This window comes from Ramlibacter sp. GS1-15 (assembly GCF_057785015.1).
The window spans coordinates 2,253,224-2,266,115 of the sequence record NZ_JBYNTU010000001.1 but is presented as its reverse complement, the minus strand read 5'-3'; the positions used below and the strand labels follow the sequence as shown (position 1 = coordinate 2,266,115).

The 12,892-nt window shown below is 66.6% G+C and carries 15 protein-coding genes; 9 read left to right on the top strand and 6 right to left on the bottom strand.

Going from position 1 to position 12,892, the window contains the following annotated elements:
* Window positions 1–133: 133 nt before the first annotated feature.
* Window positions 134–556 (top strand): hypothetical protein, encoded by a 423-nt coding sequence (locus AC3EF3_RS11375; RefSeq protein ID WP_488532263.1) that lies wholly within the window; start codon window positions 134–136, stop codon window positions 554–556.
* 7 nt (window positions 557–563) lie between these two features.
* On the opposite strand, the gene AC3EF3_RS11370 is transcribed toward AC3EF3_RS11375, so the two are convergent.
* The 6 genes from AC3EF3_RS11370 to AC3EF3_RS11345 all read right to left on the bottom strand — a co-directional run bounded on the left by AC3EF3_RS11370 (window position 564) and on the right by AC3EF3_RS11345 (window position 4,839).
* Entirely contained in the window at window positions 564–2,813 is a 2,250-nt protein-coding gene (locus AC3EF3_RS11370; protein WP_488532262.1) for an alpha,alpha-trehalose-phosphate synthase (UDP-forming), read from the bottom strand.
* 82 nt (window positions 2,814–2,895) lie between these two features.
* Window positions 2,896–3,153: a DUF5985 family protein gene (locus AC3EF3_RS11365; RefSeq protein ID WP_488532261.1), complete on the bottom strand. Its 258-nt coding sequence runs from the start codon at window positions 3,151–3,153 to the stop codon at window positions 2,896–2,898.
* Window positions 3,150–3,410 carry a DUF5985 family protein gene (locus tag AC3EF3_RS11360; protein WP_488532260.1) on the bottom strand — a complete coding sequence of 87 codons (261 nt, stop codon included), beginning with the start codon at window positions 3,408–3,410 and terminating at the stop codon, window positions 3,150–3,152. Before AC3EF3_RS11360 ends, AC3EF3_RS11365 begins: the two co-directional genes overlap by 4 nt.
* Before the next feature lie 3 nt (window positions 3,411–3,413).
* Entirely contained in the window at window positions 3,414–3,803 is a 390-nt protein-coding gene (locus tag AC3EF3_RS11355; RefSeq protein ID WP_488532259.1) for a hypothetical protein, read from the bottom strand.
* A gap of 55 nt (window positions 3,804–3,858) precedes the next feature.
* Window positions 3,859–4,377, bottom strand: a complete 519-nt coding sequence (locus AC3EF3_RS11350) for a MarR family winged helix-turn-helix transcriptional regulator (protein WP_488532258.1) — start codon at window positions 4,375–4,377, stop codon at window positions 3,859–3,861.
* Window positions 4,378–4,395: 18 nt separating this feature from the next.
* The gene (locus AC3EF3_RS11345) at window positions 4,396–4,839 is read right to left on the bottom strand and encodes a universal stress protein (protein WP_488532257.1); all 444 of its coding nucleotides are present in this window, start codon (window positions 4,837–4,839) and stop codon (window positions 4,396–4,398) included.
* 101 nt (window positions 4,840–4,940) lie between these two features.
* On the opposite strand from AC3EF3_RS11345, the gene AC3EF3_RS11340 reads away from it, so the two are divergent.
* The 8 genes from AC3EF3_RS11340 to AC3EF3_RS11305 all read left to right on the top strand — a co-directional run bounded on the left by AC3EF3_RS11340 (window position 4,941) and on the right by AC3EF3_RS11305 (window position 12,649).
* A complete protein-coding gene (locus AC3EF3_RS11340) occupies window positions 4,941–7,178 on the top strand; it encodes a heavy metal translocating P-type ATPase (RefSeq protein WP_488532256.1) in 2,238 nt (745 codons plus the stop codon).
* A complete protein-coding gene (gene ccoS, locus AC3EF3_RS11335) occupies window positions 7,179–7,316 on the top strand; it encodes a cbb3-type cytochrome oxidase assembly protein CcoS (RefSeq protein ID WP_488532255.1) in 138 nt (45 codons plus the stop codon).
* Window positions 7,317–7,381: 65 nt separating this feature from the next.
* Entirely contained in the window at window positions 7,382–8,815 is a 1,434-nt protein-coding gene (gene ccoN / locus AC3EF3_RS11330) for a cytochrome-c oxidase, cbb3-type subunit I (RefSeq protein ID WP_488532254.1), read from the top strand.
* A 13-nt stretch (window positions 8,816–8,828) separates the two neighbouring features.
* Window positions 8,829–9,458 (top strand): cytochrome-c oxidase, cbb3-type subunit II, encoded by a 630-nt coding sequence (ccoO, locus tag AC3EF3_RS11325; RefSeq protein ID WP_488532253.1) that lies wholly within the window; start codon window positions 8,829–8,831, stop codon window positions 9,456–9,458.
* A 9-nt stretch (window positions 9,459–9,467) separates the two neighbouring features.
* Window positions 9,468–9,605 carry a cbb3-type cytochrome oxidase subunit 3 gene (locus AC3EF3_RS11320; RefSeq protein WP_488532252.1) on the top strand — a complete coding sequence of 46 codons (138 nt, stop codon included), beginning with the start codon at window positions 9,468–9,470 and terminating at the stop codon, window positions 9,603–9,605.
* Window positions 9,606–9,615: 10 nt separating this feature from the next.
* Window positions 9,616–10,530 (top strand): cytochrome-c oxidase, cbb3-type subunit III, encoded by a 915-nt coding sequence (ccoP, locus tag AC3EF3_RS11315; protein WP_488532251.1) that lies wholly within the window; start codon window positions 9,616–9,618, stop codon window positions 10,528–10,530.
* A 659-nt stretch (window positions 10,531–11,189) separates the two neighbouring features.
* On the top strand, window positions 11,190–11,813 hold the full coding sequence (locus AC3EF3_RS11310) for a cysteine hydrolase family protein (protein WP_488532250.1): 624 nt from the start codon (window positions 11,190–11,192) through the stop codon (window positions 11,811–11,813).
* Window positions 11,814–11,830: 17 nt separating this feature from the next.
* On the top strand, window positions 11,831–12,649 hold the full coding sequence (locus tag AC3EF3_RS11305) for a methyltransferase domain-containing protein (protein WP_488532249.1): 819 nt from the start codon (window positions 11,831–11,833) through the stop codon (window positions 12,647–12,649).
* Window positions 12,650–12,892: the final 243 nt, after the last annotated feature.

Sequence of the window (12,892 nt, the reverse complement as noted above, 5' to 3'; positions counted from 1 at the left end):
AAGCCCGCCTTAGGAAACTCTTAACGAGCGCCCGGGGGCAAGGTCCCGATGCCGGACGCGAAATTTGTATTCAGGATGGCGCTGCCTATACTGGATTCGCACGGTGTGTGCGACCTTGGCGGGAGGGCCCATCATGGACAGCATGAATCGTCGATCTGCGCTCGGCTTTGCCGTGACGGCTGTAGCCCTGTCGCCGGTGATCCCTGTGGCGGCGAATGCCGCCGGGCAGCGCTATGGCCCCGATGCGGGCGAACAAGTCGCCCCGGGCGTGCGGCGCGTGGATCTGTCCAAACGGAAATCGGAGATCGCGGCGTACGCGAACGTCAGCGCGCTCGACCTCGTATTCCAGCCGAAATCCAAGTATTCCAACCCATCCATGGCGAGCGACATGGTGTGCCAATGCCTGGAAGGCGAGCTGGCCGTCGACCAGGGTCCCGGCAAGCAGTTCGTCGCCAAAACCAACGACGTGTGGTCGTGCATGAAAGGCATGCCCGAGACGACGGAAAACCGCGGCGACTCGGTCGCCATCATGCGGGTCATTCCGCTGACAACCTGACGTTCGTTCAGGGCGTTTCGATCGGGGCGGGCTGCAAGCGCCGCACGCGCTCCGAGACGCGTTCGCGCAGGCGCAGGTGCCCGGCGTCGGTGAGCATGCGCCCCGCCCAGCGATAGACGTTGTGCTCGCGCACCGTGCTGCGCAAAGTGGCCATGCGCTCACGCTGCTCGGCCGCAGGCATGTCCAGCGCGGCACGGATCGCGTCGGCCACTTCCTCCACGTGGTACGGGTTGACGATCAGCGCCTCGGGCATTTCGCGTGCGGCGCCGGCGAAGCGGCTCAGGACCAGCACGCCGCGTTCGTCGTCGCGTGCCGCCACGAACTCCTTGCACACCAGGTTCATGCCGTCGTGCAGGCTGGTGACGAGGCACACGTCGGCCGCGCGGTACAGCCGCATGATGTGCTCGCGATCGTGGTGCGTGGCCAGCAGGCGCACGACGGGCCCGTCGCGCCGCGGGAAGCGCTCGTTGATGCGCGTGGCGGCCCGCTCGATGCGCTCGCGGAAGGTCCGGTATTCGTCCAGGGCCCCGCGCGTCGGCGCGGCGACCTGCACGAAGGTGAAACGCTCGCGCGCCGACGGGTACTTCTCCAGCAGGCGCTCCACGGCGTTCAGGCGCTCGAGGATGCCCTTGGTGTAGTCGAAGCGATCGACGCCGACCACCAACTGGTGGCCTTGCGGGATGCCCAGGCGCGTGCACAGCTGCGCGCGGCACTGCGACGGGCTCGGCCAGTGGCGCGTCTCCTCGGGCGTGGGCCACTCGATCGAGATCGGGTAGCTCTCGACCAGCGTCGGCGCTCCGCCGAAGCTCACCGTCGAATGTTCGTGTTCGATGCGCGCCTCGAGATGGCGGTCCACCGTGGCGATGAAATTCTGGCAGTGGAATTTCGTGTGGAAGCCGAGGATGGTGCTGCCCAGCATGCCTTTGAGCAGTTCCTCGCGCCACGGGCAGATGCCGAAGGATTCGGGGTTCGGCCACGGGATGTGCCAGAACATCAGGATGGTGGCGCGCGGCAGCTTCGCGCGCACCATGGCCGGCAGCAGCGCGAAGTGGTAGTCCTGCACCAGCACCACCGGGTCGGCGCTGCGGGCCTCGGCGACGACCGCATCGGCGAACATCTGGTTCACCTCGACGTAGCGCTCCCAGTCCGAGGCGCGGAACACCGGCCGCACGTGCGCCACATGGCACAAGGGCCAGAGCCCCTCGTTCGCGAAGCCGTCGTAATAGCCTTTCTCCTGTTCGGGCGTGAGCCAGATGCGACGCAGCTGGTAGTCGTTGCGTCCCGGGGGCAGGGCCACGCGGCCGTGACGGTCGACCGCGCGACGGTCGCCGCTGCCGCTGCCATGCGCGATCCACGTGCCTGCGCATGCGCGCATGATCGGCTCGACGGCCGTGACGAGGCCGCTGGCCGGGCGCTGCACGATGAGCTCGCCATCGAGATCCTCGTGGATGTACGGCTCGCGGTTCGAGACCACGATCACCTGGTCGCCGCGCAGGTGCGAGCGAAGCAGCGATTGCAGCCGCTCGGCGGTCCATTCCAGTCCCGGCCCTTGCGAGCGGCGATAGTCGTCCTGCAGGTCGCGCAGGCGCTGGCGCAGCTCCGCCGCGACCGGCGCGAGTTCGGGCGCAGCAGGCGTGAGCGGACGCACGAGACCTTCTCCGCGCAACAGGGCACGCGCGCCGGAGACCCAGCCGCGCCAGCTGAGCTGGGCCACGATGACGGTGATCAGCGCGATCACCGCGCCCAGGCCGCCGATCAGGGCGATCAGGTACTGGCGCGTGTCCTGGCTGCGGCGTTCGATGAAGCTCATGTCGTGCATCAGCACCAGGCTGCCCACCGGGCCCTCGTCGGTGGTGATCGGGTGCACGCTGACGTGAACCGGGCCGCCTTCGATCTTCAGCTCCGGCGCGGGGGCGGCCGCGACTTGCGCGGCGCGCTCGCAAGTGAGGTCCTTCGGGAACAGCTTGGTGCCGCGCAGCACCTCGCCATCGGGCGAGCACCAGCCCAGCGCCACCAGGCGCTCGTCCTGCACGACGCGGTCGAACAGGCCTTGCAGCTTGCGCAGCTTGTTCTCCTGCAAGGCCTCGGCCACCGAATCCGACAGCGTGTTGGCGACGAGCGCGCCGCGCATGTCGAGGTCGCGCGCGAACCAGCGCAGCGTGAGCTGGTCCATCAGCGGCACCGAGAGGTAGGCGGTGGCCGCGACGACAAGCGTGAGCGGCGCAAGGAAGCGGAGCTGGAGGCGGAAAGTCTTCATCGGCCCGTGCGTGATTGCATTGGCCCCAATGTATCTGCTTTCGGCCGAGCCTGAGCTTGCCCGGCCCCGCTGCAATGAAGAGTTACCTGCGGTTCTTCTGCCAGATCGCGAGGATGATCAGTCCATAGGCGAGCACCCGGGTGCCGTAGAACGCCGGGTTGTCGTCCGACAGGTACAGCATCACCGAGACGGCCCGGCTCGCGCCTTCAAGTGCAAACGACAGTGCGAAATACAGGAAGAATGTGTCGCGCGTCGCGCGCCAGAAACGCAGGAAGAAGAGTGCCACGACCAGCGATGCGAGCGAGATCGCGCCGCCGAGGAACGCCGAGAGCGGGCTCATCGCTCCTCCCCCCACACCAGGCCGAAGATGAGCAGCAGCAGCGCGCAAAGCGTGACGGTCGAGCGCAGCGGCGTGAGGTCGACGTCCGGCAGGGCGAGTTTGTCGATGACGAGCAGCACATTGCTGGCCGTGAGGCCGATGAAGCACAGGGCGCTCCAGAACAGGAGGCTCACGCGGTTGCCGCGCCACGCGCGCCACAGCAGTGATGCGCAGGCGAACGCCGTCAGCGCGCACAGGAAGTAGATCAGGGCGCCCATCGCTCAGTGCTCCGTGTCCCGGCCGTCGTTGCGCCAACGGAAAGCGTCGGCGAAGTGCTGTGCGCGCCGGTCTTCGCGCGAATGGATGAGCTCGGTGACGCCGAGCAGGTTGTCCGAGTAGGCCGCGGCGAGGCGGTCGATGCGCCGTGCCGCCTCGGGCTCGGGCCGCCACTGCCAGCCGGTGGCGCCCGGATGGATGAAGGCAGCCTCGGCCAGCTGCTTGAGCAGCTCTGCCGCCCGGGTTGGCGTCACGTACAGGCGCCGCGCGAGCATGGGCGCGTCCCATGGTGCGCCGGGCTCGGCGCGCAGCAGGAGCATCGCCTCCAGATACGGGACCGAAGGGATGCTGGTCAGGATGAAACGCCTGAGCTCCTCGGGGATCGGGGGTCGCATCGATGCAAAGTAAAGCGGCGCCCCAGCGCCGCTGCACCAATATAACGGAACCGGTCTACTCAGGCTGGCCCAGGGGCAGCCGTGCGGCGCGCCTGTCCGTGTCCAGCTCGGCGATCAGCCCCGCCAGGTCTCGGTCGAGGCGCATGAGCGTTTCGAGGTCCAGCTTGGACAGCGCATGCGGCAGGACACCGGTGACCGGCGCCGGCGCCTTCTTCAGCACAGCCGATCCGCGCGCGGAGATCTTCAGCCGCAGCGCGCGCCGGTCGGATTCGTCGCGGCTGGCGATCACCATGCGTTGTTCGATCAGGGGCTTGAGCAGGTTGCTCGCGGTGGACTGGTGGATGTCCATCGCCTTCGCGAGTTCGTTCACGCCGACGCCCGGCCGGTCGCGGATCACGCTCAGCGCCCAGACCTGCGCCCCTGCGACGCCGGCCTTTTTCTCGACCTCGCGGAAATGCCCCTTCACCGAGTTGAACAGCAGCCGCAGCTTGCGAAGCACGAGCACCGACGCGTCGGCGCGGGTCGGCGCCTTCTTGCGGGCGGTGGGACGGGCGGAAGCGCGCGTGGCGGGCATCGCCCGCATCATAAATGTTCAGCGCAGGACCAGGACAGGGATCGCGCTGTGGGTCAGCACATGTTGTGTCTCGCTCCCCAGGAGGACGCGCTTGATGCCCTTGCGGCCGTGCGATGCCATCACGATCAGGTCGCACTTGTTGCGGCGCGCCGCCGCCATGATGGACTCTGCGACGAGGTCCGAATGCGCGATGACGGACTTCGACTTGACGCCTTGCGCCTGGGCCTGGTCGCGCACGGCGTCGACGATCGCCTGCCCGTCCTGTGCCCAGCGCTTCTCGGTCCGCGCCACGGCTTCGACCGGGATGGAGATGCCGCCTTCGAAATAACTGGTGGGGTAACGCGGCACGACGTTCACCGCCACCAGTTCGGCGCCCGTGGCAGCCGCGAGCCCGATGCTGCTGGTGACGGCCTTCTTCGACAATGCCGAGCCGTCGGTGGCCACGAGGATCCTGCGGTACATGGGCGCTCCTTTCCTGTTGTCCAGAAGGGTAGGAGCTGCGGGCGGGGCTTCGTTTGATGGAAGTCAAACGGGCAGGGGAGCGGCGTCGTTAGCCTTGCTGCATGCAAGCCTTCGCCGTCGCGCTCGACGATCCCGCCGAGTGGCCCTCGTTCAGCCGCGAGCTGGGCGAAGCCGGCGCGTGGGAGTCGTACATCGCGATCGAAGGGATGCATTGCCCGGCTTGTTCGCTCGCCGTCGAAGAAGCGCTCGCTTCGTGCGCGGGGGTGAAGTCGGTGGAGGTGAATGGCGGTACGGCCACCGCGCGGCTGACGTGGCACGCGGCCGAGGGAAAGCCTTCGGCCTGGTGGCATTCACTCAGCCGCGCGGGCTATGGCGCCTCGCCGGCCGGCGACCTGTTCACCTCGGCGCCGCGCAGGCGCGCCCAGCGTGTGCTGCTGTGGCGCTGGCTGGTCGCCGGCTTCTGCATGATGCAGGTGATGATGTACGCGACGCCCGCGTACGTGGCGGCGCCCGGTGACATCACGCCGGACATCGAAGCCCTGTTGCACTGGGCGTCCTGGCTGATGACGCTGCCCGTCATCACTTTCTCGTGCTTCCCGTTCTTCCAGTCCGCGTGGCGCGACCTGCGCCATGCGCGCGTGGGCATGGACGTGCCGGTGGCGCTGGGGCTGGCGATCGCCTTCACGGCGAGCACGGCGGCGACCTTCGACGCGCAGACGGTCTTCGGACGCGAGGTCTGGTTCGACTCGATCACGATGTTCGTGTTCTTCCTGCTCTCCGGCCGCCTGCTCGAGCAGCGGCTGCGCGATCGCACGGCGGGTGCACTGGAGGCTCTCGCACGGCGCCTGCCCGACACCGTGGAGCGGCGTGGGCCTGACGGCGCGTTCGAGCGCGTGGCGGTACGCCGGCTCGCACCGGGCGACACCGTCCGCGTGCTGCCGGGTGAGGTGATGCCTGCGGACGGCGAGGTGCTCGACGGCGTCGGCGCGCTCGACGAAGCGCTGCTGACGGGCGAATCGAAGCCGGTCGCGCGCGGTGCCGGCGATGCCGTGGTCGCGGGAAGCCACAACCTCTCGAGCCCGCTGGTCGTTCGAGTCAGACGCTGCGGCGCGCAGACGCGCTTCGCAGAGATCGTGGCGCTGATGGAGCGCGCCTCGGTGGAGAAGCCGCGTGCCGCGCAACTGGCCGACCGCATCGCGACGCCGTTCCTCGTCGGCGTGCTGCTGGCGAGCGCCGCGGCCGGCGCGTGGTGGTGGTCCGCGGGAGCATCGCATGCGATCGGTGTCGCGATCGCCGTGCTCGTCGTCACGTGCCCGTGCGCGCTGTCGCTCGCGACGCCGGCAGCCACGCTCGCCGCGGCCGGTGCGCTGGCCCGCCGCGGCATCCTCGTGCGGCGGCTGCAGGCGCTCGAGGCCTGTGCCGAGATCGACGTCGTCGTCTTCGACAAGACCGGCACGCTGACGAGCCCGCACCTCGGCGTCGCGGCGGTGGTGACGCGCCCGGGCGCCGACCGCGCCCAGGTGCTCGCGCAGGCCTGCGCGCTCGCGCGCGAATCGCTGCATCCTGCGTCGCGTGCCATCGTGCAGGCGGCCGACCATGCGGGGGGCTGGCGCGCAGTCCAGGTGCGCGAGATCGCGGGCCGAGGCATCGAAGGCGACGTGAGTCGTGAGTCGGTGTCGCAGCCGCGCCGCATGCGGCTCGGGTCCGCGTCCTTCTGCGGCGCACCGGCGGCGCATTCGACGGCAGCGCCAGTGCACCTGGCCGATGATGCCGGCTGGCTCGCGAGCTTCGAGCTCGATGAAGCCTTGCGTCCCGATGCGCAGGATGCGATCGCCGCCTTGCGCGGCCAGCGATTGCGCGTGCAGCTGCTGTCGGGCGATCGGCGCCAGGCGGCCGAGCGCCTCGCGCAGCGCGTGGGCATCGAGGAGGTGCGGGCCGGCCAGTCGCCGGAAGGCAAGCTGGCGCACGTCGGGCTCCTGCAGGCCGAAGGCCATCGGGTCGCGATGGTGGGCGACGGCATGAACGACGGCCCCGTGCTCGCGCGCGCCGACGTCTCGATGGCCATCGATTCCGGCGTGCCGCTCGCGCAGGCGCGTTCCGATTTCGTGCTCCCGGCCGCGCATCTCGAGGCGGTACCGATCTTGCTGCGGCACGCGCGCCGCGCACGCGCCGTCGTGCGCCAGAACCTCGCCTGGGCCGCCGCCTACAACCTGGTGTGCGTGCCGCTCGCGGCGCTCGGTGCGATGCCGCCCTGGCTCGCGGGCCTGGGCATGGCCGCGAGTTCCCTCTTCGTCGTCGCCAATTCCGCGCGGCTTGCAAGTTTCGCGAAAGAAAACTGAATGGACATCCTGTTCCTGCTCATTCCGCTGTCGGTGGCGCTCGGCCTGCTCATTCTCGGTGCGCTCGGCTGGGCGGTGTGGCGCGGCCAGTTCGATGCGATCGAGGCCGAGGGCGAGCGCATTCTCCACACGGATTGACATCCATCAAATCCGACCCCGACGGCGGAAGGGAGACTCGGCACATCACGATCGAAGGTGTTCCCATGACAGACAACTCCGCACCCGCCGTCACCTACAACGATACCGTCGTCCGCCAGTTCTCGCTGATGGCGGTCGTGTGGGGCGTGGTGGGCATGCTGGTGGGCGTGTTCATCGCCGCGCAGCTCGCCTGGCCCGAACTCAATTTCGGCATACCGTGGCTGTCCTACGGGCGATTGCGCCCGCTGCACACCAACGCGGTGATCTTCGCGTTCGGCGGTTGCGCGCTCTTTGCGACCAGCTACTACTGCGTGATGCGCACGTCGCATGTGCCGCTCTTCATGCCCCGGCTCGCCTCGTTCACCTTCTGGGGCTGGCAGGCGGTGATCGTCGCGGCCGCGATCTCGCTGCCCCTGGGCTACACGACGTCCAAGGAGTACGCGGAACTCGAGTGGCCGATCGACATCCTGATCACGCTGGTGTGGGTCGCCTACGCCATCGTGTTCTTCGGCACGGTGGGCATGCGGCGGGTCAAGCACATCTACGTGGCCAACTGGTTCTACGGCGGCTTCATCCTGGCGGTGGCGATCCTGCACCTCGTGAACAGCGCCGAAGTTCCCGCGGGCTGGATGAAGTCCTACTCGGCGTACGCCGGCGTGCAGGACGCGATGGTGCAATGGTGGTACGGCCACAACGCGGTGGGCTTCTTCCTCACCGCGGGCTTCCTCGGGATGATGTACTACTACGTCCCCAAGCAGGCCGAGCGCCCGGTCTACAGCTACCGCCTCTCCATCGTCCACTTCTGGGCGCTGATCTTCACGTACATGTGGGCGGGCCCGCACCACCTGCACTACACGGCGCTGCCCGACTGGACCCAGTCGCTGGGCATGGTGTTCTCGCTGATCCTGCTCGCGCCGAGCTGGGGCGGGATGATCAACGGGATGATGACGCTGTCGGGCGCGTGGCACAAATTGCGCGACGACCCGGTGCTGCGCTTCATGATCGTCGCGCTCTCGTTCTACGGCATGAGCACGTTCGAGGGCCCGATGATGTCGATCAAGACGGTGAACTCGCTGTCGCACTACACGGACTGGACGATCGGCCACGTGCACTCCGGCGCGCTCGGCTGGGTCGGCCTGATCTCGATGGGCTGCCTGTACTTCCTGATCCCGCGCCTGTTCGGCCAGAAGAAGATGTATTCGACCCGGGCGATCGAGCTGCACTTCTGGATCGCGACGATCGGCATCGTGCTGTACATCGCCGCGATGTGGATCGCCGGCGTGATGCAGGGCCTGATGTGGCGCGCCATCAACGCGGACGGCACGCTCACCTACACCTTCGTCGAATCGGTGAAGGCGACCTATCCCTTCTACGTGATCCGCGTGATCGGCGGCCTGATGTACCTCGCGGGCATGGTGATCATGGCCTGGAACACGTGGATGACCGTGGCGGGCGGCCGCTCGGTGCGCATCGCGATCCCCATGCCGCAAGCCGCGTAAGGAAAACGACACCATGAGCAATACCACCACCGGTACCGGCGGCTTCTCGCACGAGAAGGTCGAGACCAGCAACTTCCTGATGATCGTGCTGATCCTGATCGTCGTCGCCGTCGGCGGCGCCGTCGAGATCGTGCCGCTGTTCTTCCAGAAGTCCACCACCGAGCCCGTGCAGGGCGTGAAGCCCTACACCGCGCTGCAGCTGGCGGGCCGCGACATCTACCAGCGCGAGGGCTGCTACAACTGCCACTCGCAGATGATCCGGCCGTTCCGCGCCGAGACGCTGCGCTACGGCCACTACTCGGTGGCCGGCGAGTTCGTCTACGACCACCCGTTCCAGTGGGGCAGCAAGCGCACCGGCCCCGACCTGCATCGCGTGGGCGGCAAGTACAGCGACGACTGGCACCGCATCCACCTGAACAACCCGCGCGACGTGGTGCCGGAGTCGAACATGCCGGCCTACCCGTGGCTCGAGAAGACGCCGGTCGACGCGGCCGTGATGCCCGCCCACATGAAGGCGCTGCGCACCGTGGGCGTGCCGTACACCGACGCCGAGATCGCCAAGGCCGCCGACGACGTGCGCGGCAAGACCGAACAGGACGCGCTCATCGCGTACCTGCAGAGCCTCGGGCTCGCACTGAAGTAGGAGCAGGGCATGGACATCAACACCCTTCGCATCGCCGCCACCGTGGCGTGCTTCGTGGTCTTCCTCGGCATCCTCGCGTGGACGTTCGCCCGCCGCAACAAGGACGGCTTCGACAGTGCCGCGCAGATTCCCTTCACCCAGGACTAGGGCAGACATCATGAGCGACTTCAATGCGGAATTCTGGTCGGTCTACGTGGCCGGCGCCACGGTGCTGGGTATCCTGGGCTGCGCGATCCTGCTGTGGGTGACGGCGCGCAAGAGGGTGGCCGCCCACGCCGACAACACCACCGGGCACGTCTGGGACGAGGACCTGATCGAGATGGACAACCCGCTGCCGCGCTGGTGGATGTGGCTGTTCGTGATCACGCTGGTGTTCGGCGCGCTCTACCTGGCCGCCTACCCGGGCCTGGGCACCTACCCGGGCCAGCTGAAGTGGACGAGTGTGAACGAGCACGCGACCGAGGTGGCGCAGGCCGACAGGGAGTTGGCCCCGCTGTACGCGCAGTTCGCGGCGAAGAAGATCGAGGAAGTGGCCGGCGACGCGAACGCCATGGCGATTGGCGAGCGCCTGTTCATGAACAACTGCGCGCAGTGCCACGGCTCGGACGCGCGCGGCAGCAAGGGCTTTCCCAACCTGACGGACCATGACTGGCTGCACGGCGGCACGCCCGACAAGATCGTCGAGACGATCACGAAGGGCCGCATCGGGCAGATGCCCCCGATGGCCGCGGCCGTGGGCTCGCCCGAGGACGTCAAGAACGTCGCCAACTACGTGCTGTCGCTGTCCAACGCGCCCCACGATTCCCTACGCGCCCAGCTGGGCAAGGAGAAGTTCACGGCGTGCGCCGCCTGCCACGGCGTCGACGGCAAGGGCAACCAGGCGATTGGTGCGCCCAACCTCACCGACGACACCTGGCTGCACGGCTACGGCGAGCAGGCCATCATCAACATGGTCAACAACGGCAAGACCAACGTCATGCCCGCGCAGCAGGGCAAGTTGACGGACGCGCAGATCCATGTGCTCGCGTCGTACGTCTGGGGGCTGTCGAACAAGGTGGCTTCTCGGCCCTAGTGCTTGTTGCGCCAGTGGGCGGGCTCATGCCGGCGAGGCGCCCTCCACCCTCCATGTCCCCCGCCGCCGGCGGCCCCTGCGGGCCGCCGGCGAGCTCCGCCTTTACTTCCGGGTGAAGGGCGCCTCACCGGCGTGAGCCGGGGCACACTCGTGGCAATCTGCCGAAGAACCGAACGGTACCGGCGACCTCCCTCACTGCCAGAAGCCCCTTCCGCATAAAAACCGCGACATGACAGAGTGCTATATGCGTTCGCGAATTGGGGAGTGCGTCAAGCCGCTTCGATAGGCTTGGCATCTAATGCTGCGCGCTCGTCGAGCAGTCCTTCGATCTTCGCGCCCGACAGTTGTGATTCCTCCGGCGCACCGGTCGGAGGCTGCGCCGTTCCCATTGCTCCAAGCTGGGCCAGGTTCGGGCCAGGGGTGACTGGCTTGAATAGTTCCTGTTCTACAGTGACCGTGGTTTGCCGGAAGATTGTTTGCCCAGACTTCTTTATGAACTTCGGAATGGTGGTCAGCCGCCGTGCGCCGTGTCGCCCGTCAGCACCGGGTACACGATCGGACGGGATTCTTTCTTATAGAAACACAAGGATTTTCTTTATTTTTTACGGGTTCTCGCGATCATTAACCGGCAGTTGGCCATTGGAACGTGAGGAGCTGGCATGGCGGAGCGCATCGAAGCGGCAAAGATGGCTGTACTCGGGCTGCACCTGCAGAAACACATGACGGACCCGGCATCTGCAGTCGCGCAACACACTGGTTTTGCCGAGATGGTGAAGAAGACGAACCTCTTCGACAACATCAATCGCGTTCTGAACGCGGCGCGCGAAAATGGCATTTTCATCGCGTATGTCAAACTGGATTTATCCCCCAGCGATTACCGGTACCCGCGGCGGGGCGATTTCTGCCAGTTCGTCGCCGCTGAACATGAGGCGGGCGAAGTCCTTCGTCCCGGTGCCTGGGGGTATGAACTTCACGACGCGTTGGTGCGCCAGGAAGGCGAACCCGTCATCCTGGGGCGTCATATCAGTGCGTTTGCCGGCTCGGGCCTCGATCATGCGCTTAAGACCCGTGGGATAACCGATCTGGTTCTCACCGGTGTCGCCACAAACTTTGTCGTCACCAATACGGCATGGTCGGCGATCGACCGCGGCTACAGCTGCCTCGTACTTGAAGATTGCTGCACCTCCGGCAGCGAAGAGATGCATCAGGATGCGATCGATCACCTTCGGCCGATCGCCGACGTCTGGCAATCCCACAGTTTCATCGACGCCATGACGCGATAGAGCGGGAGGCAAGACCGATGGCTGAAGGAACTGGGGATGTTCAGGATCAGTGGACGCGGCGTGGTGTGCTTGCACGGATCGACGCCGTTCTCACTGAATTGGGACACGACCCGCAGAACCTCACCCCTGACATACTGGCGACCGTCGAGCACCTCCATTCGGGCGGATTGGCGACCACACGCGACCAAGCGGAGCGGATTACGCTGAATCGGGATAGCCGCGTCCTCGATATCGGCTGCGGCATGGGTGGACCGGCACGCTACCTCGCGAACAGCTATGGCTGCCGAGTGGACGGCATCGACCTGACGCCGGAACTGATAGAGACCGGACAGGTCTTGACCGAGCGCTGCGGCCTTTCCGGCCGTGTCGTTCTGCAAATCGGCGATGCGCTCGATCTTCCATATCCCGACAAGGCCTTCGACATTGTCTGGTGCCAGAACGTCACCATGAATATCTCCGACAAGGCGGGGTTTCTCGCGGAGGCTTTTCGAGTGCTCAGGCCGGGCGGATTGTTTACCTCTACCGAATTTTCGGTCGGTCCCGGTGGCGACATCCTCTACCCTTTGATGTGGGCTTATGACGCCTCAACCAATTTCCTCGTTTCCGAAGACGTTATGCGCGCCCAGTTTGAAACTGCGGGGTTCCGTATTCGCGACTGGACCAACTACAGTGACGTGGTGATCGAGCGAAGCAAGCTGGCGCGCGGAGCGCCGCCCAACAAGCTGGCCGACGAACTCGTCTTCGGCGAAGACGTGCCGGAACGCAAGCGCAACGGTCAACTCAATTTGACTGAAAGGCGGATCATCTACTGGATGATAACGGCCGAGCGCCCATGAACGATTGACTCACATGGGCCGATCTTCGCGGAGTGCGACACGTCGAGTACGTGTTGACCGAACAGGGAATGGCGCTGGCCACGCCCACTTCGACCCCGACAAAACGTGCCGCGATCCCGTGTGGCGCGGGGAAAGCCAGAATTCAAGGCCAACCGAGAACGGTTGCCCCTGAATTCTGGTGGCCTGGGGCGGAATCGAACCGCCGACGCGCGGATTTTCAATCACGAGTGACGCACAAAGCGA

Bases quoted from the DNA above. Each gene is read 5' to 3' on its own strand.
- AC3EF3_RS11375 (WP_488532263.1), top strand. From the start codon at position 134: ATGGACAGCATGAATCGTCGATCTGCGCTCGGCTTTGCCGTGACGGCT.
- AC3EF3_RS11370 (WP_488532262.1), bottom strand. From the start codon at position 2,813: ATGAAGACTTTCCGCCTCCAGCTCCGCTTCCTTGCGCCGCTCACGCTT.
- AC3EF3_RS11365 (WP_488532261.1), bottom strand. From the start codon at position 3,153: ATGAGCCCGCTCTCGGCGTTCCTCGGCGGCGCGATCTCGCTCGCATCG.
- AC3EF3_RS11360 (WP_488532260.1), bottom strand. From the start codon at position 3,410: ATGGGCGCCCTGATCTACTTCCTGTGCGCGCTGACGGCGTTCGCCTGC.
- AC3EF3_RS11355 (WP_488532259.1), bottom strand. From the start codon at position 3,803: ATGCGACCCCCGATCCCCGAGGAGCTCAGGCGTTTCATCCTGACCAGC.
- AC3EF3_RS11350 (WP_488532258.1), bottom strand. From the start codon at position 4,377: ATGCCCGCCACGCGCGCTTCCGCCCGTCCCACCGCCCGCAAGAAGGCG.
- AC3EF3_RS11345 (WP_488532257.1), bottom strand. From the start codon at position 4,839: ATGTACCGCAGGATCCTCGTGGCCACCGACGGCTCGGCATTGTCGAAG.
- AC3EF3_RS11340 (WP_488532256.1), top strand. From the start codon at position 4,941: ATGCAAGCCTTCGCCGTCGCGCTCGACGATCCCGCCGAGTGGCCCTCG.
- ccoS (WP_488532255.1), top strand. From the start codon at position 7,179: ATGGACATCCTGTTCCTGCTCATTCCGCTGTCGGTGGCGCTCGGCCTG.
- ccoN (WP_488532254.1), top strand. From the start codon at position 7,382: ATGACAGACAACTCCGCACCCGCCGTCACCTACAACGATACCGTCGTC.
- ccoO (WP_488532253.1), top strand. From the start codon at position 8,829: ATGAGCAATACCACCACCGGTACCGGCGGCTTCTCGCACGAGAAGGTC.
- AC3EF3_RS11320 (WP_488532252.1), top strand. From the start codon at position 9,468: ATGGACATCAACACCCTTCGCATCGCCGCCACCGTGGCGTGCTTCGTG.
- ccoP (WP_488532251.1), top strand. From the start codon at position 9,616: ATGAGCGACTTCAATGCGGAATTCTGGTCGGTCTACGTGGCCGGCGCC.
- AC3EF3_RS11310 (WP_488532250.1), top strand. From the start codon at position 11,190: ATGGCGGAGCGCATCGAAGCGGCAAAGATGGCTGTACTCGGGCTGCAC.
- AC3EF3_RS11305 (WP_488532249.1), top strand. From the start codon at position 11,831: ATGGCTGAAGGAACTGGGGATGTTCAGGATCAGTGGACGCGGCGTGGT.